This is a genomic window from uncultured Paraglaciecola sp. (genome assembly GCF_913058035.1).
In the GTDB taxonomy this organism is placed as follows: domain Bacteria; phylum Pseudomonadota; class Gammaproteobacteria; order Enterobacterales; family Alteromonadaceae; genus Paraglaciecola.
This window is the reverse complement of the sequence record NZ_CAJXPA010000055.1, coordinates 1-25,714: the sequence shown is the minus strand read 5'-3', so window position 1 is coordinate 25,714 and position 25,714 is coordinate 1. Positions and strand designations below refer to the sequence as shown.

Annotated in this window: 19 protein-coding genes; 7 read left to right on the top strand and 12 right to left on the bottom strand. The window is 38.7% G+C overall.

All coding sequences use genetic code 11. The features are described 5' to 3' along the window. Nucleotides 1-445: 445 nt before the first annotated feature. On the top strand, nucleotides 446-994 hold the full coding sequence (locus QZ562_RS09330; RefSeq protein WP_293759354.1) for a TrmH family RNA methyltransferase: 549 nt from the start codon (nucleotides 446-448) through the stop codon (nucleotides 992-994). Nucleotides 995-1,432: 438 nt separating this feature from the next. Continuing rightward, nucleotides 1,433-3,727, top strand: a complete 2,295-nt coding sequence (locus QZ562_RS09325; RefSeq protein WP_293759353.1) for a TonB-dependent receptor — start codon at nucleotides 1,433-1,435, stop codon at nucleotides 3,725-3,727. A 200-nt stretch (nucleotides 3,728-3,927) separates the two neighbouring features. Here the strand turns inward: QZ562_RS09325 and QZ562_RS09320 are convergent, their stop codons facing one another. Continuing rightward, a complete protein-coding gene (locus tag QZ562_RS09320) occupies nucleotides 3,928-4,695 on the bottom strand; it encodes an alpha/beta hydrolase (RefSeq protein WP_293759352.1) in 768 nt (255 codons plus the stop codon). Between the two features lie 327 nt (nucleotides 4,696-5,022). On the opposite strand from QZ562_RS09320, the gene QZ562_RS09315 reads away from it, so the two are divergent. Continuing rightward, nucleotides 5,023-6,324 carry a M20/M25/M40 family metallo-hydrolase gene (locus tag QZ562_RS09315; protein WP_293759351.1) on the top strand — a complete coding sequence of 434 codons (1,302 nt, stop codon included), beginning with the start codon at nucleotides 5,023-5,025 and terminating at the stop codon, nucleotides 6,322-6,324. Nucleotides 6,325-6,370: 46 nt separating this feature from the next. On the opposite strand, the gene QZ562_RS09310 is transcribed toward QZ562_RS09315, so the two are convergent. Further along, nucleotides 6,371-7,420 carry a diaminopropionate ammonia-lyase gene (locus QZ562_RS09310; protein WP_293759350.1) on the bottom strand — a complete coding sequence of 350 codons (1,050 nt, stop codon included), beginning with the start codon at nucleotides 7,418-7,420 and terminating at the stop codon, nucleotides 6,371-6,373. 301 nt (nucleotides 7,421-7,721) lie between these two features. Continuing rightward, complete coding sequence (locus QZ562_RS09305) at nucleotides 7,722-8,789, bottom strand: AraC family transcriptional regulator (protein WP_293759349.1); 1,068 nt, start codon at nucleotides 8,787-8,789, stop codon at nucleotides 7,722-7,724. Between the two features lie 213 nt (nucleotides 8,790-9,002). Between QZ562_RS09305 and QZ562_RS09300 the strand changes: the two genes are divergently transcribed. The 4 genes from QZ562_RS09300 (at nucleotide 9,003) to QZ562_RS09285 (ending at nucleotide 13,723) form a co-directional block, all read left to right on the top strand. Beyond that, nucleotides 9,003-9,323 carry a 2Fe-2S iron-sulfur cluster-binding protein gene (locus tag QZ562_RS09300; RefSeq protein WP_293759348.1) on the top strand — a complete coding sequence of 107 codons (321 nt, stop codon included), beginning with the start codon at nucleotides 9,003-9,005 and terminating at the stop codon, nucleotides 9,321-9,323. Nucleotides 9,324-9,398: 75 nt separating this feature from the next. After that, nucleotides 9,399-10,784, top strand: a complete 1,386-nt coding sequence (locus tag QZ562_RS09295; protein WP_293759347.1) for a cytochrome P450 — start codon at nucleotides 9,399-9,401, stop codon at nucleotides 10,782-10,784. A gap of 537 nt (nucleotides 10,785-11,321) precedes the next feature. Next, a complete protein-coding gene (locus tag QZ562_RS09290; RefSeq protein WP_293759346.1) occupies nucleotides 11,322-12,608 on the top strand; it encodes an amidohydrolase in 1,287 nt (428 codons plus the stop codon). 953 nt (nucleotides 12,609-13,561) lie between these two features. Beyond that, entirely contained in the window at nucleotides 13,562-13,723 is a 162-nt protein-coding gene (locus tag QZ562_RS09285) for a DUF2986 domain-containing protein (RefSeq protein WP_293759345.1), read from the top strand. A 1,222-nt stretch (nucleotides 13,724-14,945) separates the two neighbouring features. On the opposite strand, the gene QZ562_RS09280 is transcribed toward QZ562_RS09285, so the two are convergent. From QZ562_RS09280 to QZ562_RS09240, 9 genes are all read right to left on the bottom strand, one after another. Next, complete coding sequence (locus tag QZ562_RS09280; RefSeq protein WP_293759344.1) at nucleotides 14,946-15,380, bottom strand: hypothetical protein; 435 nt, start codon at nucleotides 15,378-15,380, stop codon at nucleotides 14,946-14,948. Between the two features lie 875 nt (nucleotides 15,381-16,255). Continuing rightward, nucleotides 16,256-17,137: a glycosyltransferase family 2 protein gene (locus QZ562_RS09275; RefSeq protein WP_293759343.1), complete on the bottom strand. Its 882-nt coding sequence runs from the start codon at nucleotides 17,135-17,137 to the stop codon at nucleotides 16,256-16,258. A 37-nt stretch (nucleotides 17,138-17,174) separates the two neighbouring features. Then, on the bottom strand, nucleotides 17,175-18,119 hold the full coding sequence (locus QZ562_RS09270; protein ID WP_293759342.1) for a glycosyltransferase family A protein: 945 nt from the start codon (nucleotides 18,117-18,119) through the stop codon (nucleotides 17,175-17,177). Nucleotides 18,120-18,157: 38 nt separating this feature from the next. After that, nucleotides 18,158-19,249, bottom strand: coding sequence for a polysaccharide pyruvyl transferase family protein (locus tag QZ562_RS09265; RefSeq protein WP_293759341.1), 1,092 nt, complete (start codon nucleotides 19,247-19,249; stop codon nucleotides 18,158-18,160). Further along, entirely contained in the window at nucleotides 19,242-20,546 is a 1,305-nt protein-coding gene (locus QZ562_RS09260; protein ID WP_293759340.1) for an O-antigen ligase family protein, read from the bottom strand. The genes QZ562_RS09265 and QZ562_RS09260 overlap by 8 nt, the downstream gene beginning before the upstream one ends. Then, nucleotides 20,501-21,892: a hypothetical protein gene (locus QZ562_RS09255; RefSeq protein WP_293759339.1), complete on the bottom strand. Its 1,392-nt coding sequence runs from the start codon at nucleotides 21,890-21,892 to the stop codon at nucleotides 20,501-20,503. Before QZ562_RS09255 ends, QZ562_RS09260 begins: the two co-directional genes overlap by 46 nt. Before the next feature lie 9 nt (nucleotides 21,893-21,901). Beyond that, nucleotides 21,902-23,191 (bottom strand): polysaccharide biosynthesis/export family protein, encoded by a 1,290-nt coding sequence (locus QZ562_RS09250; RefSeq protein ID WP_293759338.1) that lies wholly within the window; start codon nucleotides 23,189-23,191, stop codon nucleotides 21,902-21,904. A gap of 270 nt (nucleotides 23,192-23,461) precedes the next feature. Continuing rightward, on the bottom strand, nucleotides 23,462-24,157 hold the full coding sequence (locus tag QZ562_RS09245; RefSeq protein ID WP_293759337.1) for a sugar transferase: 696 nt from the start codon (nucleotides 24,155-24,157) through the stop codon (nucleotides 23,462-23,464). A 2-nt stretch (nucleotides 24,158-24,159) separates the two neighbouring features. Continuing rightward, nucleotides 24,160-25,467, bottom strand: a complete 1,308-nt coding sequence (locus tag QZ562_RS09240) for a WecB/TagA/CpsF family glycosyltransferase (RefSeq protein WP_293759336.1) — start codon at nucleotides 25,465-25,467, stop codon at nucleotides 24,160-24,162. Between the last annotated feature and the right edge of the window lie 247 nt (nucleotides 25,468-25,714).

Sequence of the window (25,714 nt, the reverse complement as noted above, 5' to 3'; positions counted from 1 at the left end):
CTCATAACGCCTGTTTGCAATGTAACAACACTCATTGAAAAAATATTTACGAAAAATTGAACTTATGTCGTTATTGCCCCTCTGAATATGTAGTTTTTATGTGTGTTTCCCTTTTTAAGCCTGGTTTTAAATCAGGCTTTTTTTTGCCTATTTTTTGTCTTTCAAATGAACTTGGTAGACGATCCATTTTAAATGGTTCTAGTGGTCAGTCGATTTGATGTTTTTAACTTACCTTCGATCGATTTTTTTATCTATCGTTTTGACTACAGCCAAAATTAAATGAGACAAAATGAGTATTGCTTGAAAAAGGCTGCGACCGATATGGATGTTGCAGGGTAGAATGATGTTGCAGCAGTTATCGAGATACCTTGCATGCAGCGCATTAAAAATGCCTGACAAGAACAATATACATGCAATATACAAACAATAGACAAGAGAAAACACCGTGCCCCAAAAAATACAACAAACCAAACAAGATCTCAGAAAAAACAAACCCGCACGGGATGAATATCCATCAAAGCCCAAGATCTCTCTAGTCGTGGTATTAGATAACGTCACCAACAGCCACAATATTGGGGCCTTTATTCGTTTGGCCGATGCGTTTGCTATCGAGAAAGTTATTGTGTGCGGCGAGTTGACCATTTCTGATAAAAAATTGAATAAAGCCTCTAGGAATGAATCAAAGTGGGTTTGTGTTGAATATAGTAGTAACACCACATCAAGCCTACAAATTTTATTGGATGAGGGGTATGCAGCTTTCAGTGTTGAACTGTGCCACGAATCTGTTGATTACACTGCTGTCACTTACCCATCTAAGTGTGTATTGGTATTAGGAAATGAAAGGAAAGGCGTCAGCGAAGCCGTATTAAAGTTGAGTCATCAACATATACATATTCCGATGTATGGTATGGGAAACTCATTAAACGTTTCGACTGCAGGTGCGATTGTTTTAGCTGAATGTTCGAATCAAATACGAAAATTGCCACATTTCTAAACAACATTTCTAAACAACATTTTTAAACAATATTTCTAAACAATATTAACTCACAGCGTGATCAATTAAGCACCTAAATCATCAAAGCCGTCACTGCGATGTGTGAATAATTGACAATTCGAGCACAACTTTCTTCGGCATTAAATTAAAGACATATAACCTTTTGATTATTTCACTGACTAATTTAATTAATTTAGTTATGTTAGAATGTATTTTTAAGCTAACCAACATCGACCTGCATATCTTTTTCACAGCTCTACACCACCCTTCTAGATGTAAAAACAACCTATTGGCTAACCATAAAAATAGTGTCATTCACTTGAATTGACTGTGCGCCAAAATAAAAATTTAGCCTTAAAAATACATAATAAGAACAGAGCAAAATATGAATTTGCCTTAGATTAATTTTATAAAAACTACTAACACGAGGAATTTGAGATGAGTAATTCGATTAATTTTTGTTGGAAAAAACATAAATTGCTACCACTTGTAGCAGCAATTTCTGTCTCTTTATCGGGCGTTGCGGACGCTAAACTTTTAACAGAAAAAATTGTAGTTACCGCGCAAAAGCGTGTGCAAAACCTTCAAGAAGTGGGCGTATCTGTCACTGCGTTTAACGATGAACAGCTAAAAGCCCTTGGTTGGGATAATAGCATGGATGTAGCAGCGCAAACTCCGGGGCTGGTAGCAACTAGCAATACCGGTGATACTTCTAACATTGCACTGTTTTCTATCCGCGGTGTAAATCAGGGGGATTTTGCCGAAGGTCAAGAAGCACCTATCGCAATTTATAACGATGAAGTCTATCTGTCCTCTCCTGGAGCATCAGGAGCACCATCGTTCGATCTTGCACGTATAGAAGTATTACGCGGTCCTCAGGGAACATTGTATGGTCGAAATGCGACCGGTGGCCTGGTTCATTTTATCAGCAACAAACCTACTGAATATTTTGAATCGGCAATTGATATGACCGTGGCAGAATATGGCCAGTTGAGTATTACTGGTTTTGTGAGCGGCGCTCTAAGTGACAGCGTACAAGGTCGTCTAGCCGTTTACGACAATAAAGACGATGGTTATGTGTCAAACGCTTCTGGGCCAGATTACAGATCGGACGATACGACCTCTGTTCGTGCTATGGTAAACTTTGATATAAGCGATGAAACATCACTTTTAATGATTGCTCGCTTTACTGATATCGATACCAGAGGCGGTGTTTACAACAACCGTGCCACCAAATCTACTGCAGATGGCCCTATATTTTGTCAATCAGGTGATACCGACTGTGGCGCAGGTATTCGCTATGATGCAAATGGCGACCTAGAAGAATTTCAAGGATTTTTCGATGCAGATAAAAGTGCGTCAACTTCGGGCAGCCTTTTCGATCCTCGCAATGGTCAGCTGGATGATGGTATTGGTGGAGTACACGACGGTGCGTTTGATTTTGATGGTGGTGTTGATCGTGAATCAAGCAGTTTAACTGCCACTTTTAATACTGAATTCAGTAACGGTATTTATCTGACCAGCGTTACTGACTTTACCACTAGCGATAAAGAGTACCGTGAAGATGACGATAGTTCAGCGCTCGACTTAGTGACCTATGTATCCACAGCTGACGTGGAGCAACTCTCACAGGAATTACGGATTGACGGGGATACTGACAAGCTTCGATGGACCGGTGGTGTTTATTTTCTGAATATTAAAAACGAATTCAGTGGAGCCTTTCAGTTTCCATCTGATGGCTACCTTCCAAAATTTGTTGCTGACTCTCAAACAGATACCGTATCAATATTTGGACAGGTAGACGTTGATTTGAGTGAAAGCCTGCTGTTAACCGCTGGTTTGCGTTGGACAGAGGATGATAAGGAATTGTCGTATCAGCTTACCGGTCAAGGCGCTGTTTTTGCTGATGGTTCAGACTTTTTGTATACCGGGGATGTTTATGATTTCGCACGTACTGATGCCGAATTTTCAGGCAAGTTGCAGTTAGACTGGCAAGTAAGTGATGATCAATTATTCTACGTTGGTTATAACCGTGGCACCAAAGGCGGAGGCTTTAATACACCATCCGATGGATTTAGCCTAGCATCTGAAGTTGGTTTTGAACCAGAAGTACTGACCTCTTATGAAGTTGGTTCTAAAACAAGCTTCGCTGATGGTAATGGACGTTTTAATACTAGTGTATTTTATTACGACTATGACAATTACCAAGGTTTCTTCTTTTCAGGCACAACCAGTTTGTTGATTAATTCTGAAGCCTCTTTTGTTGGTGGTGAAGCTGAACTAACTTACGCCACTGATAATGGCTGGGACTTTTTGCTTGGTCTGAGTATATTAGATACTGAAGTCGATGGTGCATCAAATGACGGCACCACAGTTATTAAAGATCAGAAAGCTCTGCTCGCACCTGAAGTAACGGCTAATCTTCTTATTCGTAAAGAGTGGGAATTAGACGGTGCAAGAGTCGCTGCTCAACTGTCTACGAATTATGTAGGTAAAGAATATTTTAACTTAATTAATTCCGAAGCGACTGAAGCAGGTAATTACGCATTGACGAATCTTAGGATGAGTTATTTTTCTGACGATAACTGGGAAGCAAGTGTGTTTGTCAACAATGTGTTTGACAAAGAAGCAGTAACATTTGGTTATGATCTCAGTGACTTTGGCAACTACTCTATCTACGTAGTGAATCCTCCGCGCTGGGCTGGTGTTAACGTTAAGTACAACTGGTTTTAGTAGCTTTAGTGCCACCTTATTCTAATCCTTTAAAGTGGTGCGTTTCTTATAACAGTTTGCACATGTCGTAATTGGGTTAAACCTATCAGTTACTGTAATAGTGGCAATTTCACAAATTTGAGATTGCCACTATTTAAATTTTTCATTTTTCATTTTTCATTTGTGTTTTTGCCGTTTGACAAAAATTCACAGCGTCAAAATCAAAGCATTAATTCGCTCTTAAAGTTATTCACAATACTGGCAAAAAGCTCAGGTCGATAAAAAGGCGAACCGTGTCCCGTCATTTCCATCAGCTCAAACCTACCATAAGGAATAGCGTTTGCGATACGCTGCGCCTCATCTAAATTCATATCTTGTCGACCGCATGCGACCAAAACTGGCACCTTAAGACTGCCTAACATTTCAGAAGTATCAGACTCATGCTGATGGGCTGTATGTGCTTTAAATGCGGCGTCTCTGTTTTCATAAAAGCGCCATGATTTTTTAGCCTCTATCTTACACTCCCCTGCTTCATCTAATAATTGTCTAGCTTTTGCTGCTAAGGCTTTTTGTTGTGACTGCTCCACAGGAGGCGTCAACGCCACATCAAACAAGCCTAAAGCAGTTAACTTTTGTTGATGACGTAATCCAAACTGAGCTGCGGTTCTAGCACCATAAGCAACACCCAGGACAAAAGCCTTGGGGATCTGTAAAACATCCATAATCGCTGCTAAATCGTCTGCATACTGAGAAAAAGTAAACTCATCTTCTTTACCCCAAGCACTTTTACCTGTCCCACGAATATCAAAACGTAAAATGCGGTATGTCGTCAAAAGAGTCATGAATACAGGTTCCCAAGCGGTTAAATTAATACTGGCCATATTGACCAATACCAACACCGGCTTGGAGACTTCGCCGTCGAGGGAATAGTGAAATTTTATACCATTAGCTATGACAATCTTATTACTTTTTTCATATGACAAAAACATAATATTTCCAGACAAATAAAACAGTTTTTAATGTGTGGCGTTGAATATAAAGCAGAGGGTTTAGCTGCAATAGCTCAAGGGAAAGTCATTATTACCCTTGTTTTAAACCTAGCGATGTTTCTTAACACAGCTTTATTTCAGTTTGAATTTGGCAAGCCACCGTTTATGAACCAACAATTTGGTCTTATCAATCTTGTCGACTCCTAAGCCATTCATTACATAAATAAAGATATCATAGTCTAAACTCATTCATCAGATTGAGATGCATATTGGTGTCAGCTAGCGTAAGATTTTATTTAAAATCATTACCGACCGAGAACGTTTGAAATGTTACATCGCCCCTGCCTACTACTCGTTTTATTTAGTTTTTTCTCTACGTTTGTTATTGCTGATCAGGATGTGGAACGTCAGATAGCTCAGCATCTCGATGCTCAACTCGACGAATCGACAGTTTTACTTAAACAGCTGGTCAACATAAATAGCGGTACGATGAACTTTGCAGGTGTTAAACAAGTGGGTATGTTGCTCAAGCACCAGTACGATGCTCTAGGGTTTACTACGCAATGGCTTGATGGAGCTGAATTCGACCGTGCGGGACATTTGGTTGCGACTCATGAATCAATTAGTCACCCGAATGCAGCAAAAATATTGTTAATCGGACATTTGGATACTGTATTTGCTAAAGATGATGATTTTCAAACAATCACTGAACTTGCTAATAATCGCATAGCTGGACCAGGAATAACTGACATGAAAGGCGGTGATGTCATCATGTTAGCGGCTTTGCAGGCATTGCAAAAGCAAGGTTTGTTGCAACAATTAAATATCAAGGTCGTCATGACAGGAGATGAGGAATCCAGTGGTAGACCATTATCCCTATCCAAACAGGCCATTATCGACGCTGCGATTTGGGCAGATATTGCTTTGGGCTTTGAAGATGGAGACAGCAACATTGCCACCGCAGTGACATCGCGTCGTGGCTCAGTAAATTGGACACTCACTGTCAAAGGTAAACCTGCCCATTCATCACAAATTTTTACTGATGAAAACGGAGATGGTGCGATTTTCGAGGCGGCGCGGATCCTTAATGAGTTTCGTGTTCAACTTCGACATGAAAAATTACTGACATTTAATCCAGGTTTGATAGCAGGTGGGACAAGAGTTACCCAACAAGGTGATAAATCAAACTACGGCGTATTTGGAAAAACTAATGTTATTGCAAAAGATACGTTGGTAAAAGGTGGGATCCGCGCAGTGAGTCCGGAACAACTGGAGCAGGCTAAAGCAATGATGCAAACAATTGTTTCGCAAAACCTTCGACATACTTCAGCTATTTTAGAGTTTCAACCTGGTTATCCTCCGATGGCGCAAACCCCCGCGAACTTAAATTTATTAGCATTATATAGTCGAGTGAGTGAAGATTTGGGCTACGGGATCATTACAGCTGTCGATCCACGAAACGCAGGGGCTGCCGATATCTCTTTTGCCGCTTCTCATGTTGATATGTCTCTAGATGGTTTGGGCTTAATGGGCAGTGGTGGGCACACAAAAGATGAAGTAGCGGACATGTCAAGTCTCGCAAAAAACATGAAAAAAGCAGCAATACTTATTTATCGTTTATCTCAATAATTAGAGCGTTTTTAAACTTATCTTATAACTTATTTAATAACTTATTTTATAACTTATTTTCGGTGACAATAATCAATGGGTGAAAATCACTAGGTGGACCTGAGTTTTTCATTTTTTTTGTTTTAAGCATTTTTAAAAGTCCCGCTAAACCCGCAGCGCCAGATGGTGTAGTACCAATATTTTTTTCTTGAAGAATATTGGTGGCCACTATTGATTCTTTGTCGCTAACGGTGACATAACGTACCTGTGCTTTTTCCAGCGCTTGAAAAGCTACAAGTGATGGAGCTTTACAGTCTAATCTACCCATAATGGAGTCGTCTCCAGCTACCGTTATCAATTTTTGATGATGATGGCTAACTTGCAAACAAGGTGCTAATTCAGATTCGACAATAATGATTTCTGGCTGCTGTGGCCAATATTTGCGGATCATGTATGCCATTGCTGCAGCAAGGCCGCCCACTCCCGCTTGCACAAAGACATGCGATGGCCACTTTTTTGCTTGCATAAACTGTTCATATAATTCGTGTGCAATAACAGTGTACCCTTCCATCACCAAAGAAGGTGCGTAGGTGTATCCTTCCCAAGAACCATCGGCAAGTAGCACTCCATTGCCGTTGGCGGCATCTTGCATAGCCGCTTCAACACTGTCTTCATATACCTTTCCTGAACGAATAACGACGGCAGACTTTTGCTGTAAACGTTGCTCAAATTCGTGAGGCACTTTTTCTGATAAATGTATTTTTGCTTTTGCTCCAAATATTTTTGCACCACTGGCAACTGCAAGGCCATGATTACCTGCGCTAGCGCAAATAAAAGTTGTTGAACCAGAAAATTCTTTGAATTTGTCACTCATCAATTGTTCTGGATTTAATTTATCACCTGTTGTTTCGAACCATTTTTCAGCCAATAATGTGGCAACTGCGTAAACACCACCCAAAGCCTTAAACGAACCTAAGCCCATTCGATGGCTTTCGTCCTTTATAAAAACATCTATATTGGCAATAGATTTTAAGCACAACAGAGGTGATATTTTATAAACTGGACACGCTAATAATAGCCCTAGAGGATTGCTGGGGTTCGGTTTAAATTCTGTCATGATTACGCCTGTATAATAAAAAAGTGATGGTTTCAAAGCATCATTACTGAACATAGTTGGTTTAATGGTCTTAACCAAAAATCCCTGTTCCTGTGAAATTGATTAGTAAGCTTGACTCATCACAAATTAAAAGTGTGCAACGGTTAATCAACATTTCATTCCCAAACAGATAATTCTGAGTAACTAAAATAACGTTAATTACAGAATAAAGTCTCTACTTGCTTGATAATCTAATCAATAACATTTATTCACATCACATTTTATAACATCACATTTTATAACATCACTATATAGGCCACTGTCACTTAGTTTTTAAATACTGTCTGTATTGATCCGGTGATAGCTTAAACCAACGCTTAAATGCGCGCCGGAAATTGGCACTGTCATGGTAATTTAGCAGAGCAGCAATCGCTTCGACTGATATATTACTGTCACTTAAATAAGCGGCAGCTTGTTGGGATAATATAGCATCTCGAATTTTACGAAACGCAGTGCCTTCTGCCTGCAACCTCCGAGCCAAAGTTCGTTTGCTAATAAACATTGCAGCAGCAGCATCTTCCTCACTCAAGATACCAGAAGAGTTAGATAGCATCATTTTTTGAACTTGATATTCGTTGCTGTGCTTATTTGATAACAATTGCGGCAACTGTGCCAACTGTGCCAACATTTTTTTACATTGATTTAATGCTAATAAATAGGTTTCACGATTAGCAGATGCATTCGATACCTGACATAAATATAGGGGGATTTTAACCATGATGTGTGGAGCTGAAAATTTAATCTGTCCAGGTATAAAGTCTGAATAACGTTGACTATAATGAGGTTCAGAATATGAGAAACTTGTTATTGCCTCATCTAATGGCCGACCAACGATAAATTCAGCAAATTCAAACAATATTATCGCAGAGGCTTCAGCCAAGCAGCGTCGAACATCTGCGCTAACATCTAGATCTATATAATAATAACATTCCAGCCATTGTGAATCAGTCATCAGCTCAAGCCGAGTAAAATTCATACGGGTTGGGACGTATGTTTGAAACGCGTTTAATGCGGTTAACAAATCGGGACTGCTATTGACTAAAAACCCCATCGAACCATGTGTCGATGGGTTAAGCCAACTCCCTAGGCGTAAACCAAATGCTTCGTCTTTAGAAAGCTGTAAACTATTATTTAGTAGCTGAATTTGCTGTTGAGAAGTCAATAATGTGTCTTCATGCATGAACTGTTCAACACTAAGCTCAGTTGAGGATAATAACTCAGGTAAATCGCGGATCTGCAACGCTAATACACGAGCAATCAGGCGTGAATAGTTAGAAGGTATACATGCCATATTTGAAGAAACATCTCGCGTAGCAAAACTGTGATTCATCACAAATAATTCCCCCTAACACTAATGCAAAATAGCTATGACAAAAAACATACCTGTTAATGTCTTTTAATGACCCGTAAATGTCAACAAATGACCTCATAAGTCCTGCGAAAAAGTCGTAATCTTGCCTTAAGATGTTTTGAATAAACACACTGTCAACACAACAACACTTTGCTTTCACAACCAAGTAAAAGTGATCAACCAGAGGCACCTATGGGAACCATTACATTTATAGAACACAACGGCACGCATCACACCGTTAACGTTGAAGTAGGAAAATCTCTGATGCAGATAGCGGTGGACAATAGTGTGCCCGGCATCGACGCGGATTGTGGGGGGTCTTGTGCCTGCGGTACTTGCCATATAATCGTTGATAATGAATGGATTGATATCACCGGCAGTGCAACTGATGAAGAAGAGCAGATGCTGGACTTAACGCCTGAAAAAGAAGAAACATCTCGCCTTTCTTGCCAAGTATCAGCATCTGCACATATGAATGGAATGATCGTACGTTTACCCGAGTTTCAAATGTAAAATTTGGGCAATTCGCATTAGAAATAATCAACAACCTGTATGATTTAACAGGGAATGTAAACATTGAGAAATAACATGAAATTTATCTCTGCTATTATCGAAAAAAGCGTTTTAATAATCCCTATTCATATACAAATCAAAGGTATTCATATATTTCAAAAAACAAAAAGGGCTATTGTAAATACATCAGTGGAACCTTGTTTTATTGAAACACCACTTCCTGATGTGTCGACACTAGCAATAGAAGATATAGATGTGAGTAATCCTTTTTTATTCAGGCAAAATCTTTGGCAACCCTACTTTAAGCGGCTACGAGACGAATGCCCAGTGCATTTCCAGAAAAAAAGTGCTTTTGGACCTTTCTGGTCGGTCACGCGATACGAAGATATTATGTTTGTCGACAAACATCATGAATTATTCTCAGCAGAACCAATCATTTCTATCGGTGGTCAACCCGAAGGGCTCGCTATAGAAACCTTTATTGCGATGGATCCGCCTAAGCACAATTTACAAAGGCAGGCAGTACAAAGTGTCGTAGCACCTAAAAACTTAAAAGAAATGGAAGGTCTTATTCGCAGCCGTGCCGCGGATGTACTAGACAGCCTGCCTATTGGTGTGCCCTTTGACTGGGTGGAAAAAGCATCGATTGAATTAACCTGCAGAATGCTCGCAACATTATTTGATTTTCCTTACGACAAACGACATCAACTGGCTTATTGGTCAGATGTTGCTGCAAGCAGCCCCGGTTCTACTGGTGGAACTGGTTCAATGGATGAGGCATTTACTGTCGCAGCTGAAGTAGCGAAACAGTTTTCACAGCTATGGCGAGATAAAGAGGCTAAAAAAGCAGCAGGCGAGGAATTAGGTTTTGACCTTATTAGTCTTCTTCTGACTAATAAAAACACTCATGATTTGATAGATAGGCCTATGGAGTTTTTGGGTAATATTGTGCTGTTATTAGTGGGGGGTAACGACACCACTCGTAACTCAATGACGGGAGGCGTACATGCACTTAATCTGTTTCCTGATGAGTTTGTTAAACTCAAAAAAAATCCAAGCTTGATCCCTAATATGGTATCAGAAATTATTCGTTGGCAAACCCCTCTTGCATACATGCGCAGGGTTGCTAAGGAAGATGTCGAACTGAGTGGAAAAACCATTAAGAAAGGCGATAAAGTGGTTATGTGGTATGTATCAGGGAATCGCGATGAAAGAGAAATTGAACAACCTAACCAATTTATCATTGACCGTAAAAATGCTCGAAAACATCTTTCATTTGGCTTTGGTATTCATCGCTGTATGGGAAATCGGTTAGCTGAAATGCAGTTACGCATTCTTTGGGAAGAGATATTAAAGCGATTTGATAACATAGAAGTTGTTGGCGACCCAAAGTACGTTCAATCAAATTTTGTAAAAGGTTATACTCAGCTGATAGTAAAACTCACAGCAAAAACGTTATGATTAATTAATAAGGCATTAATGATAGCCGTTATCGCAACATCTACATTATTCGTTTAACTATCGCAGGTATCCTAAAAGACCTTGTATTTAAAAACTCAAAAAAAATTAATCAGCTATTAATTAGAATTCATAATATCGGTCATTGAGATCACAAAATTTTTGACCCGTTAAAATTGGTATCCTACTAAATGCTCCAGCTAATTCAGAACTTAGGTCAGAACTTAGGTCAGAACTTAGGTCAATTTCAACTCAACAACTCATGTTTCCTAGTCTAATCAATTCGTTTTCGCTCAAAATACAGAAAATTTTATGCATCAAGCAGTCGTAAATTACCATTTCTAAAGACTTCTAGTATGAGTTTGTGGATAACTATCCATTCCATTTTCATCAAAAAAAGTTTGTTGAATAGGACGGATGTAGCGTTTATTCTAATCGCTGATTTCATAAATTTTTAGCTTGATTGTCTAAATTAAAAGTTGTTACTCAACACATATTACAACGTACACATTTGTCTTATTTAGTATTAAGGAGTTTTGCATGAAGTGTTTTTCTATAAATTTAGTTGTGCTAATAGGTGTTGTTACTTTCAGTAACGCACAGGCGCAACAACCCGTCGTAATATCACAGCAACTAGAGCAGAAAGTTATCGAATGGCGCCGCCACCTTCACCAACATCCAGAGCTAAGTAATCGTGAATTTAACACCGCTAAAGTCATAGCCGAACATTTAAACGGACTGGGGTTAGAGGTGCAAACTGGTATTGCACATACGGGTGTTGTGGGTGTATTAATCGGTGGAAAACCGGGTCCTACGATTGCGCTGCGTGCTGACATGGATGCACTACCTGTAATAGAGCAGACCGATATACCGTTTAAATCCATTGCAAAATCAGAATATAGAAGCAATGAAGTAGGCGTGATGCATGCTTGCGGTCATGACTTACATATGGCGATGTTAATGGGTGCAGCAGAAAAACTGTCGTCTATGAAAAATGATATCGCTGGCACTATCGTTTTTATATTTCAGCCTGCCGAAGAAGGTGCACCTAAAGGAGAGGAAGGCGGTGCTGAACTGATGCTAAAAGAAGGTTTATTTACCCAACATCAGCCGGATGTTGTATTTGGTATCCATGTTTGGTCAGCCGGTAATACTGGCCATATTGGTTATCGCGAAGGGCCGTTAATGGCCTCATCAGATCGTTTTGAAATTACAGTAAAAGGTCAACAAACACATGGCTCTAGTCCTTGGGGCGGTGTCGACCCTATCGTCGCTGCAGGACAGATAATTGGCAGTACACAAACCATTGTGAGCCGTCAGGTAAACATTACCAAAGCACCTGCAGTGATCAGTTTTGGTATTGTTGAAGGTGGTGTACGCAACAACATTATCCCAGATGAAGTCTATCTAGAAGGTACCATTCGCAATTTTGATATGGGTAACCGAGCTCAGATATTTAAAAATTTAAAGACCACTGCTGAAATGACCGCCAAAGCTACCGGCGCAGAGGCACATGTGCACATTGACGAAGGCTACCCGGTCACCATTAACGATATAGACCTCACAAGAAAAATGTTGCCTACCATTGAGCGTGTAACAGGTAAAGACAAAGTACATGTTAATGACCTAGTAACGGGCGCAGAAGACTTTTCATTCTTCGCACTCGAAGTGCCTGGATTATTTGTGTTTTTAGGTATAACACCTGAAGGTGAGGATACCAAAAGTGCCCCAAGCAACCATTCACCGTTTTTCTATGCTGACGAAAAAGCATTAAAAACGGGTACAGAGCTTTATATAAATTGGGCCTTGGATTATGCCAAATTGTAACTATGCCTTTGTAACTGTGCCTTTGTAGCTATGCCTTTAATTACAAAATAATACCCCGCTAAGAATTAGCATCGACACATATGAATACAATCGTGGTGACAACACGCTTGTATTCATATTGTGCCGCGTAACGACATAAGGTGTAAGTTTTTCTTTATTGAGCTCATCAAGTTGTCAACGAGGCTTTAAAATGGCTTAGTTAAAAATTATATTTAGGCTCTCAATAGATGGTTTTATTGAGAGCCGTTTATTGAGAGTCGTCTATTGAGAGTCGTCTATTAAGAGCCATTGATGAATTGTCTTATCAAATACTTTATCCAGACACCGCATGATGGCTTTGACAAGGGAGTAGTGTAAAAGTGTGAGCGGGAATGGCAAAATCACAACACATCAGTTCAGACGGTTCACGTGGCACTTTTTTAAATACTTTTTTAAATACTTTTTTAAATATTCAAAATAAATAAGCCCATTACAATAAAGTATTGCTATTAAAAAAAATTGTTGGTTATCACAACCTACTTGTTATCTTTATCTTGTCTATTTTATGATTGCATATCAAAGCAATACATATTTATGAGAGGGTATGTACAAAAATATGTGGATTGTCAAATGACAAATTTTGAAAATACCAGTGAGCAAGTAATAAAAAAAACCAGTGGTTTGGTTGAAAAACATACAATATATTTTCTTGGCAGCACATATAAAACATCATAAAAGGTCACTTATATTGATGCTACAGGTAGAGGTGTCGTACCTGAGCTGATTGATTTACAAAGTTGTTTTTTAAGTGAAAAGCCAAAGGTATTGATCAAAACCACCTATTGGTTAAAGTTGTTATCGCATGGCATTAAAAAAAGCTCCACCAACAAATAAATTAGCAAAGAGAGCGATATAACATTTGGTTCCAAGTTCTAAAGTGATATTATTAGCTTCTACATGACTGAGAAAATAAAATGAACCGTCGAAAAAAAGGTAATCAAATTTTAAAAGCACGGGCAAAAAAAGCGAATGCTAAGTTGTCCTCTAATAGCAAGCCTAAATATATTAGCAAAGCTGATCGAGAGACTTCAGCCATTGAGCCCACTGAAGTCAAGAATATTGTTTCTGCAGAATAATATTAGAAATAAAATGGTCCAAGTTTGACGACTTGCCGAGCATTATATTAAAAAAGTAATTGAGTTAACTTGACACCTTTTTTTAGTCGTAACTTGACCATTGAATTCAATTAGAAAAGTGTTTTGTGTTTGTACTATCAACGAATAGTACCTTCCCTTCCTTGAGAATTACTAAAGCGATTATGACATTGATTTATGATTTATGAGCTCAAATTTATATCGAAGTACAGCATATGTTAAAAATGACGAACATTGGCTCAAGTGATATGTCATAGATGTTGTGAAAATATATGATTATATTGAGCGAATATCTATTATCAGTTTTCATTATCTAAATTATTTGAATTATTTGAAGTTTTATTGGCTCGTCTAAAATGTTGCTTAAGTTACACCCTCACTGATTGACCCATTTTATTATCGACCTGATATTCCTCAATCATCTTTTCAACTTTCATAAACTAATAATCGACATTACTTTCTAAAGCACTTTTATTGCCCTTGTCCTTATTTTCAGCTTCTGCGCTGGATAGGTTATTACCAAATAAATTTATCCAATGATCACTTTTTTACCTAGCCGCATAAGATGAAAAAATAACTTTGATGATGTTTATTCCCCAAGACGATATCAGCTACTCCCAGCACTATTGTTACAGAAATCATCAAGATATAGCGCAACGCATCTAAACCTAGTTTGAATTGAAAAATAATGAATGGCTTAAAAAGTAGCGAGCGTATTTACTTGGTATTGGTTTGATAAGCTACAAGTGAATAGTTTGTGTGAATACACAATAAGCGTGTTCAGATGCAGACACAATTGCTCCAGAACGTTAAAACTTTAATTTTCTTAATACGTTATGATCAATCGAAAACATGAATTTTATGACGAGTCAAACCATACGTGTTAACAAGCTAATGAATGGTTTGCTGTTCTCAGCTTTATTAATAGCCAACTTGAATTAATGAAAAAATAACGATGCCATGCACCCCATAACGGTGTCATTGAAACTTAATATAACAATCAGTATTTTTATCAATGACGCTCATAGACAGTCGAAACTTATTTGTGGGGGTGCAAATAAAACAGCATAAGAAATGACAAGCATAGGTTTAGTTATCAAGGTTGATAATAAAAAATAGAAAGGATTGCATACAAAACTTTTCGTTAATCAAACCTATTGCAACTCTAAAAATAAACGATGACTATAAACATTAATAAAAGTGGTTATATTTTATCCTCAGTGGGATGGATTTCATCATCAGACTCAACCAAAATATCTTGTTGAATAACAACCATTTTATCTTCCTGTAAATCCACTATAAATGCACTCGGTAATACATTTATTCCTATTCTTTCTCCTAACTTAACAACAAACGGTAATGTGATGGGCGAAAAGGGTAAAACAGCCAGAATACCTAATCCTAGTCCACGAATAACGTCGACAAACTGTTTATTTGCTTCTTCCATTTCTAACTTGCTAGCCTGACCTTTAGTGAATCGTTTGTAGGTATTTAGCATAACCTTCGTTTCACGGGTTTCCTGTGCTAACCCTTGTTTAACCGCCAATAAACTTCGCTTGAGAGGAATAAGTGCTTTATGTTTTGCAGCAGAATTTTGGCGTTTAATGGATTGGGTGATCCTAATAATATAGTGCTTCAAAATAAGCAGCCTTCGCATTCAGATGTTTTAATTATGAAGTAATACAGTTCATATATCTATCACCTCTATTTTAGTTTTCAAAATATGATTGAATTAAAACTATAAATAAATATAAGCAGGCTCTCAAATGCTTACTACACGTGAAATTCAAAATGTCACACACTCAATAAATATGCACTTATTATGGCAAGAATAAATATGATAATTTTCATACGACAGATCTTCATTAACAGAGCAATATTTTTATAACTGAGAACGTACGGATGCCTTGATATAAACACGTTTCAAATCTATTTAATGTTGTACCCTGAGCTTTCAAGCAAAGTAAGTTCGAATTCTAATAGAAGAATAAGCCTTTTAACTTAGTAAGACCGCTAAATAAATTAGCGATAAGATTGATATGATAATTTGATAAGTTTTTGGCCATTGAATTAATTGTCATTAGAGGCCTGTAGATGATTTTATGTGGCTGCCATTATTTGATGGGCTTGTCGAAGTGTGACCTAAATACAACAAAAGGTCGGACCATCCATTGCTGATAGTTACGAATTAATGTGCTTAGTTTTTCTAGATTAACTTAGGCACATTTTGTTTTCGCGGTGTGTCGAGGTTGAACTCATCATATTTTGTCTTCTGCGCTTAGTGATATGGCTACTAGGTTTGTTATTACGTTTGTTATTACGTTTGTTATTAACGACCGATTTAGCACAATTCTCTTAGTCCACGAGTTTTTATATTTTTATGTTTAATGCAATTATTATTTTTTAATTAGGCTAAATCATTCGAGTCTTTTTGATTTCGAACTTTTGACCACTTATTTAGCTAAAGTATCATTGTCTTTTGCATCTACTAATCCTTATCTCTCAATATGTAATTTATGATAGGTAATTATATAAATTTGTAATGGCGTATTTTTTGAATTTAATCACCTTTGTAACAAATTCATCCTTTAACAACGAAACATTTTTAGCCCTCCATATCAGCCAATATTTAGTTTGACTGGCGTAGTAAACTATTCTGTCCGTGAACGGAAATGACATTTTTGTACCTTCTTGATAATAAAAACAATCCTCTGCACGTTTTAACCAATCATCGTCAGATTTATTTTTAACATGCAAAAAGCTGTAAGGATTATTGAGACGAATTTCGCGGCGTAATTTAATCTGTTCTGGTGTACGTTCTGCGTAATGACGACAGATAGGGGATGGATGGTATAGTTTATGGCAAAATGGAGGGACCTTACCACTAATATTCTCTGGCCATTTTTTACTAGGTGAGTTTCTAAAAAACCGTGGTTCACGCCAGTTAATTCGATAATAACGGCGACGTTCAGACACAGTTAATGCCTTATTTTCTTGGTCGTATACGTCTAAGTCAACGTTGGTAAAATAGAATTGTGCTTGCCATACGCGCATTTGGTTTTTGTCGCGCTGCATGGCTTTGATTAACATAGGCCGCGGATCTTCGATAAGCATTTCATCAGCGTCTAAAATGTACCACCAGTCTGATTGTAAAAAATGATCATGAAACATATTGTACACGCGATTTCGAAATTGATTTCGATAGATCTCATCAGTGTGGGCAGCGATCACTACACGATCATCATTTAGCGCCTTTTCACAAATAAGTTCCCAACTGCCATCGGTTGAATCATTGTCAAACACATAAATATTGTCACAAAACCTGAGGGCATTATTCAAGGTTTCTAAAATAATATCTGCTTCGTTTTTAATAATACAAATTGCGTTAAGTTTCATGTTCTACTTCTTATTAAGATGAGTTGGGACTGGTAGATTAGTGGTTTACTCGCGTCAGACTTATTATCTTTAAAAAGAGGAATTGTGTCATTAACCAAGAACAAAATAGCTTACGATGTAGTGGCTTTAATTTACAAACAGGATGTTTGAGTAACTGCATAGCGTTAGCTAATTGACCTGCCTGAATATTAATTTTGGCTAAATGACAAATATGCGCCGCACAATACTGCAATACAAAAGGTGCAACGGCTTTGTCTACCTGACCTGCAGCTACTTTTGCTAATAAACGTTGCGCAAAGGGTAATATGTATTGAGGTATGTTCCTGTCACAGGCTCGATTCTCACTATCGGTGTGATAAAACATTAATACTAACGGTGAATAAACTAGACTGCCCTGTAATACAATTTTCGAAAACAGCGCTTGATCTTCTCCCATAGCTTCGCCAATGGGAAATCCGCCTAGTTGCTTAAATAACCTCTTAGTGATGACTAAACTTGAAGACATAAAGGGTAAGTCACCTTTTGCACACACCTCAAAATAATTATCCATCACACAACCCATTGGTGATATATCACCGATGGCTAACTTTGGGTCACGATAATCGCCATCCTCAATCACTTTCTGATAATTACTGGCAAAACACTGGTGCTCAGGAAAGCGCTGGATTAGCTTGTTCATCTCAAAAAGATAGAAGGGTGACCATTGATCGTCTGCATCAATAAAAGCGATATGCCGATATTGGGCTAATCTGACACCATAATTACGGGCAACAGATACTCCCTGATTTTTTTGTTTCACTAAAATCAAATTTGGGATATTGAGTGCAGCCACTTTGGCAGCACTGCCATCAGTTGAACCATCGTCAACAACTATAATTTCTGCTGCGGTAAAACGCTGTTCACAAATGGAAGCAAGTGTTCGTGCAACACTATCCGCCTTATTGTATAAGGGAATAACGACTGAAAATTTAGCTGTATTCATAATATTAGCTCCAATTTACTTCTGCTCAATAAAATTTATTATGTCCAGTTGAGAAGTGTGGCTTGCACCGCTTCCTCGGGTTTCATAGTGGGATATGCAAAGCCTGTGCCAACACCTTGATTTAGCTGCTGCGATAATTGTTGAGGATCAATATTTTGCGCATCAAATTGATACGTTTTAGGCATTCCAATCTGTTCGCACCAGTTACGACATTTTTCATGGTAATTAATTGATAATGCTGGAGTATTTGCCATAAATGACATAATTGCAGAATGTAATCTCATAGACACAGTTGCCTTAAAGCTGGCAATCCGTTGGAGTACTTTAAACGGGTTAGGATCGTAAGCAATATGTGTAATCGGCACATCAGTTGAAATTCGTAACATGATCTGCTGATGAATGCGAAAGTCCCCAAATTGCGAATGATTATTGAAATCTACCAAGAAAATTGGCTCTTGAGTTTGCTGCCAAGTTTGTTCTATCGCGAGCACTGCCATGTCTATTCGGTTTTGTTCGTTGTCATTATTCACATTGCCGAAGGGATCAATCGCTTGCTGACAAAAATTAAACATAATCCCATTACGTTCTATTGATACTAAACACTTAGTTTGATGGCAGAGCATGAGTGGCGCTAGATCAAAGGTTAATTTAACATTGGCATTTGGTGCAATTGTTTGTGCAATGCTAAGACTTTGTTGGTCTCTTACACCAGTAAAGCCACATTCGTTAAGAAACTTAGCACACACTTTTTCTGCTTTTAGCGATTCAAAAGGACCAATCCCCACACCTACCGCTCGGCTAGCTTTTTGTCCTGCTAATTTAATAAGATGGCGTTTAAAATCGATATCTTTGCTACTATGAAGGACAGAGCCACCACCAAATATCACCTTCTCACTTTGCAATGCATTCTTATAATGCGAAAGTCGCTGATGGCCACGAAAACGTGACTCAGGCATCGCTTGAATATCTCCAAACTCGTTACATTTAATCAAACCAGCACTACTGACTTTATTATGGGTAGCACCGAGTAAATGCTGGCTAGCCCAGCGCGAGATGTATAAAAGCACGTCATCACCGGTGTTCTGCATGCCGTAATAGCCTATCAGGTAAGCATGATATTGTTTAAACATGCGACTCTCCATGTTCTCCATGTTCTCCATTTTCACCATTTTCACCATTTTCTAAACTTTTAAAAGTCATTCCTAACCAAAACAAAGCTGGCCAATACAGGTATGCAAGAATTTCTAAGTTTTCAAAAAAACTGTAACAGAACAGGACAACTAACAAACACATAGCCGAACGTGCTTGCAGATTGTGAAACGAAAATACAAGTAAGTAGATAAAGCTTAAAACCATTGGAATAGCTAAAGCAATTAGCCCCACCAAACCTTTAACAAATAGCAAGCCGAACCAAGTATGGTGTGACCCTATTGGCATAAATTCCACTAATTTTATTCCAGACTCGACCATACCATGTCCCCATATAGGTGCTTCATCACGCCAGCGTTGCAGCGCTAAATTTTCTAAAGCTGCACGGACTCTGGTTGAGGCAGGCCGCGATCCTCTAATTTGTTGAAAGGCATCCATACCCCATTCATAAATTGGCTCGCCTAACAGCAATATAATGGGTAACAAAAATCCTAAAAAAAGTAATAACCAAGGATTTCTCAACTGACGGGTAAACAAAAAAATCAGTATTATTATGATAAAAACTACCCAGCCAGCACGTGACTGCGATAATAATGCCATCATCGCACAACCTGCTAAGCCCCAGCTTTTCCAAACTTTGTCTTTTTCTTGTAGGCAGAAAATGACAAAAATGCAGCTCAAAAGTCCTGCAGCAGTTGCCCACGGCGCAAAGAACTGCCAGCGACCGGCTGCTGTCTCTGGGTTTATCCCATACAAGCTAACCATAAAGAAATTATCACCTGCCCCACCCAAAATTTGTAATGGAGATATAAACAACAGCCCAGGTAATCCCGACAAATATATAATAAAAGTAATCATTCCAAAAATAGCGCTATGTTTAGCTACAACACATATAGCTCTGATAAGCCTTTCAGGCTTAAGATCAACTACCGCGCCTAAAATTGGAAACACTCCCAGCAAGGCCCAACCCTTGGCCCAACCCACCGTGCTTTTGATAGTTTGATTGGTACCTAATGACCAATCAGTGTGGCCTACCCACAAACTAATTAACATCACCAGCATACCAAGCCCCCATAGCCATACAATTATAGGTACCTGCTTAAAGCTATTTTCACCTTCCACTAGGGCCCTTAATATGACGATGCCTAAGACAATCCAACCTAATGCTGAGCCCGTGATATATAACCCACCAATTGCATAAATAGGATAGGTAAGTACTAAGGCCCAACAAATTAACTTCTCTTCAACAGTACCTTGATAATTCGTCTGCGATTGCATAACACGGTCACTCCTGAGGTAATGAATAAAAAGCCCACTAAACCCGCCACTAATCCTAATTGCGGAATAGGACTGTGAATGTCAGTAGGTAGGGAAGGTTTAGTTAATAGTTGTAACACCGGGTAAGAAGCAAACACATCCGCCTTTCCAGCTTCTAATCTGGCGGCTGCAGAGGTAAATATAGCCTCTGCTAAATCAAACTCACGTTGAAAACGGTCTAGTACTGCAGACTCACGAGCATAAATCTTAAGTTGATCTTTAAGGTGTAACTCAGAGCGGTGCAAATCGACAATTTGTGCTGTGATACCTTGGGCTTTGGCAGAGGCTTCGATCAAATCTGCGAACATTTGTGCACGCTTGGGATTCACTTCTAAATCAAGGCTACTAAAAACAGTCGCGGCATGAGGCCCGGCAATAATGCTACTACGTACAAGTAATGCAGAACGAGCAGCTTGGTAACGTTGTTGCTCAGCGACTACTTTGGGATGGCCATCTCCCCAACGAGATTGATACTCAGATAATTGTGAAGTACTGATGTCGAGTTCTTTTAGCAAACCACGAAACTCCACGTCAGACTGCAAGATAAAGGCTTTACCAGCCAAATCAGCCGAAACCCCTAAGTTTTTGCCTAAGCCATAGGCGTAATCATCTAAATGAGACACATCAGCGTGTAAATAAAGTTGTTTTTCTTTAATGGTTTGTAAGCTAATGACCAACAAAGTGAATTGTTCTTGAGATACCAAAGACGAGCTTTGCTGAAACTGCAGTATATTGGCACGGGCTTCATTTAATCTAACGCGATATTCTTTTAGTACACCTTGAATGCTCTCATCTCGATGTAACACTTCATCGGCACGTAAACGGTCTAGTTCGAACTGAAGGCTGTTATACAATGCCCATGCTTTGGCTTCAGCCTGTTTGGCACTGTTGCCTGTGATGCTTATGGCCAAAATAGAAGTTTGTTCAGTTAATGCAATTTTTGGCTGACCAAATTTTTCAGGCGACAAAGATAACTGGGCACTAGCGAGATTTAGCACGCCTCTGCTTAACAACATTTCTTTGTAATTGACTCTTGGATTAAAACCATGTGACGAAAATGGAGCACTTGTTTGAGAAACCACTTGGCCCACATTATCAAGGGCTACACTAGATGTTGCCCCTGTACCCGGTAATACTAGCTCTAGGTCACTTTGATATACTGGTGTTTTGTTTAGATAAAGCATCACAATCAAGGCGATCAATAAATAACCACACAGACAAAATATCAAATAGGGCCATTTAACTAAACGATAAGCCTGTCCTCTATATCGTTGATAACGCGAAGGAATAGCAATGGGATAAAACATATTAGTCACCTAAAACAACAATAAGAACGGGGTTAATACATCAACAATAGTGCGTGCTACATCACGCATATTGGTGATATCAGAGTCGTAACAAGCAATGGCATCGTTGGGCATAACATAAGGGTTAATGTCATCACGGTTGGCTTGTCTCATTAATTGTTCGACAGAACGTTCAATTACCTGTGTTTGATTAGTTATGGGGTGAATACTGGCCAACATCACTTTGCGCGAAGCATTTGTCCATTCTTTACCACCTACACAGTTGGCTGAAACCGCAGCCTGTAATAATTTTGTGCCATAGGGTAAATTGGTTGCGTAGCGTCCGACTGCCGCGCTTGAATTGTTTTGTGCCGAGTCAATAAGGTTAGACATAAATACCCTAAACCCTTTGGGTGTAATTTGACTAGGTCTCACTAAATGAGGTTGAAAACATCCTGTGCTTGGCACAATCACCTGATCACCATCGATAAGTGGATAATCCTTGACTGGCAAGCCAGATAATATGCCTGTTAAATCGACTTCAATCTGCCATCCTTGACGAATTAAAATAACCTGATCGAGTTTCGCGTCGGGTCTTGCACCATGGGCACCACGGATGGCTTCTGAGAGCAACCTTCTGTGGGTATAATCGCCTGCAGCAACAACCCGTTGATCCATTTCATCATTAGCACGTTTGTTATTGATTAATATTCTACCCGGTTGAAATACCGCGCCAGTAACCGGCACTTCAATTGCAGCTAGGTGTAAAACCTTGACGTGGACTGTGGCAGTAACGGGACGAAATATGTTGGCTTTAATTAATGCCATTTCAATCCGTTGTGATAATTCTCTTGGCGACATACCAGATGCATGAATAGGTTCAAGAATGGGCAAAGTGAGTAAACCTAGATTATCTAATACATAACTGCCGTTGAATCCCTCTCCATACTCCATCATGATCTCAATCATATCCCCTGGGCTGAGTGGTAATGTATTACGCGTAGGATTCATTTTTGAAGGTAATGGAGCTTGGCTTGGAGCAGAAGATAAAATTGGTTTATCAACGCGATAATTATGTGGCGCCGCAAAGTCTAAACGTTCATGACAATTAAGTTGTGCAGCAAATACTTTGCCCGGGACACTTTGTTGGCTAAACAGTTCGCCCGTTTCTTTTTCAGCCCCAAAAAAACCAGAAGATGAGTTTTCTATTTTTTGTAAGCTATGATGCTGGGCGCAACCTGCTAATAAACAAAAACACAAAATACGGATCGCTGTGTTAGTTTTCGTGCTGTGTGCAAGATTTAATAGAACAATTTTCATCCAATACCCCTTGGCTAACCTATAAACTTTGTAACCTATATAACTATCCATTGCAGCAACCGGGCCAACCATCGAAAAAAATGTAAAATACTGTTCTATATATGTTTTTATATTTAAAAAATATTTTTTTTTGCATTATGCAAAGGTATTTATAGTTGTTTTTTAATTTGCAAAGTACGAATTGCGAAAGAACTTAGGGGATAATGAGGTCAACTTGCAATAATAAGTTGTCTGCGGATAACGTATTATTGCAAGAGCTTTTGCTTAAAACTAATACGCTCCTTTGGCATTAATAACACAAGGTACTGTGGCTAATAATATTTTGATATCAAAAGCGATACTTTGTTGTTGAAGGTAACAATCGTCTAATACAACTTGTGTATCAAAATCAGTATCTGCCCTACCTGTCACTTGCCATAAACCAGATAAGCCTGGTATACCGTGAAGACGACATACTGCTGATGTTGGATAAGCATTAACTTCTATAGCTAAAGCTGGACGTGGGCCGATTAGCGCCATATCACCTTTAATAATATTGATTAATTGCGGTAGCTCGTCAATTGAAAACTTACGAATAAATGCGCCTAATATAGAAATACGTGGGTCATTTTTGTATTTTTTGCAGATACCGTCCCGATCACTCGTACTTGGATCAGGCTCGACATAACGGGGATCTGTTTTTAAGTACATGGAGCGAAATTTGTACATTCTAAAATGACGACCATATTTACCTATTCGGTCTTGGCTATAAAGACAACCACCTACGCTTTCTAAACGAATAAACAACATAAGTATCAATAACAAAGGTGATAAAAAAAGTAAGGTCATCAAGGCGACAGAACGTTGTAGAAACATCGGTATACCATTATGTTTGCCCGTCAGGTTGGTTGGGTAAGAAGATGTAGCTTGTTCCCTTTCAACGATATATTGGTCAATAATTAGGTTTGAAATAATATAGTCAACCATGATTAAAATCCTCGACTTGCGCGGTTAAAAACAAAAGTACGAATTAAAAATAATGGATTGCCAATCACATAACGTTTAAATTTACTCTTGGGTTCTTGCATTAATCTCCAGACCCATTCTAGGCCTAATTCACGCATCCATATTGGCGATCTTGAAATATGTCCTGAATAGAAGTCAAACAATCCACCTACCGCCAATGCGGTGCGACAGGTAAGATGTGGCGCGTTATCTTCTAGCCATTTTTCTTGAATAGGTGATCCCATGGCCAATAGCAAAATCTCTGCATTCGAGTGATTAATGCGCTCTACTGCATTGTTGTCTTGTGTGCGCTCAAAATATCCATGTTCAGCTCCAGCGATACGTAACCTTGGGTATTGTTTAAGAAGGTTTTTAGCAGTGGCCACAGCCACACCAGGCTTTGCACCCAATAAATAGATTGAAACACCTTGAGCTTCAGCGGCTTTGCATAAATGAGGCAACATATCTGTGCCATTGAGGTTATCTTTAATGTTGATACCGAGCGTTTTCGCAGCAATCCTTAACCCGGAGCCATCAGCAAAACTGCGATTCGCAGCATTTAGGTTGACACCCAGCTGTGGGTCAACCGCAGCTAAATTGACAGAGTTAACATTAACAAAACATCCTGTTTTACAACCTTTGAGTTTTTGTTCCGTGTCTTGCTCAATGTTTTGATCCGACATCACCCAGTCAACCGCATCAGTCATAGAGTCATTATTAATTTTCAAACCGAACAACGTGAATACTGCAGGGGTTTTTAGCTGAGACTTGTTGTTGTTATATAAAAAAGTGGTGATCGCAGCTTTTAATAACAACGAACAGTATCCTAATCGGTTAGCAGAAAACTGCTGGATTAGTAACTCAGATTTTTCGTTAGTGGCTAAACCACTGGCTTGATGCAAAGTCACTGCATCAAACAGACCCGCAGAAATAAAAGAATACGATTGTAAACGCTCTATTTGCTGTTTATTTAATTTTATATCAACTGGCATTCCACACAGGCTTATGCGTTTAGTTAATACAGCCCATAACATAGGTAAACCTTTAAAAATCCCTGAACTAAATTGCTGGTATTGAACCGTTCTGCCAAGACAGTCTTGCTTTAAAGCATAATCAAAAATCGCTTTACCTTTGATCACCGCTATACACGTATCAAATATTAGAATTGGCAGGCTAATTAATAATAAACAAGCACTAATCGGGCAGTTTAACTCTGTGCCTAAATAACGTTTTTGTTGGTTACAATCTACATCACGACTTCTAACATTGAGTAAAAGTGGTTTAGTTGACATATCGCTCTCCCATCACTACTAGTTTTGATTACCTAGAGCGCGATTGCGTTTCTAGGATACGTTTAGCTGTGATATTGCGTATGTTATGCCAACTTTTAAAAATACATAAACTATTGTTTTAAAACATATTTTTTAGTTAATTAGAAATATATGAACATTTTATTTTCATTTTAAAAATGCAGATTGATAAATTTCTTATAACGAAAAAAACTTTTTTTTGGGGGGGGGGGGGGTGTTTTTTGTTTTT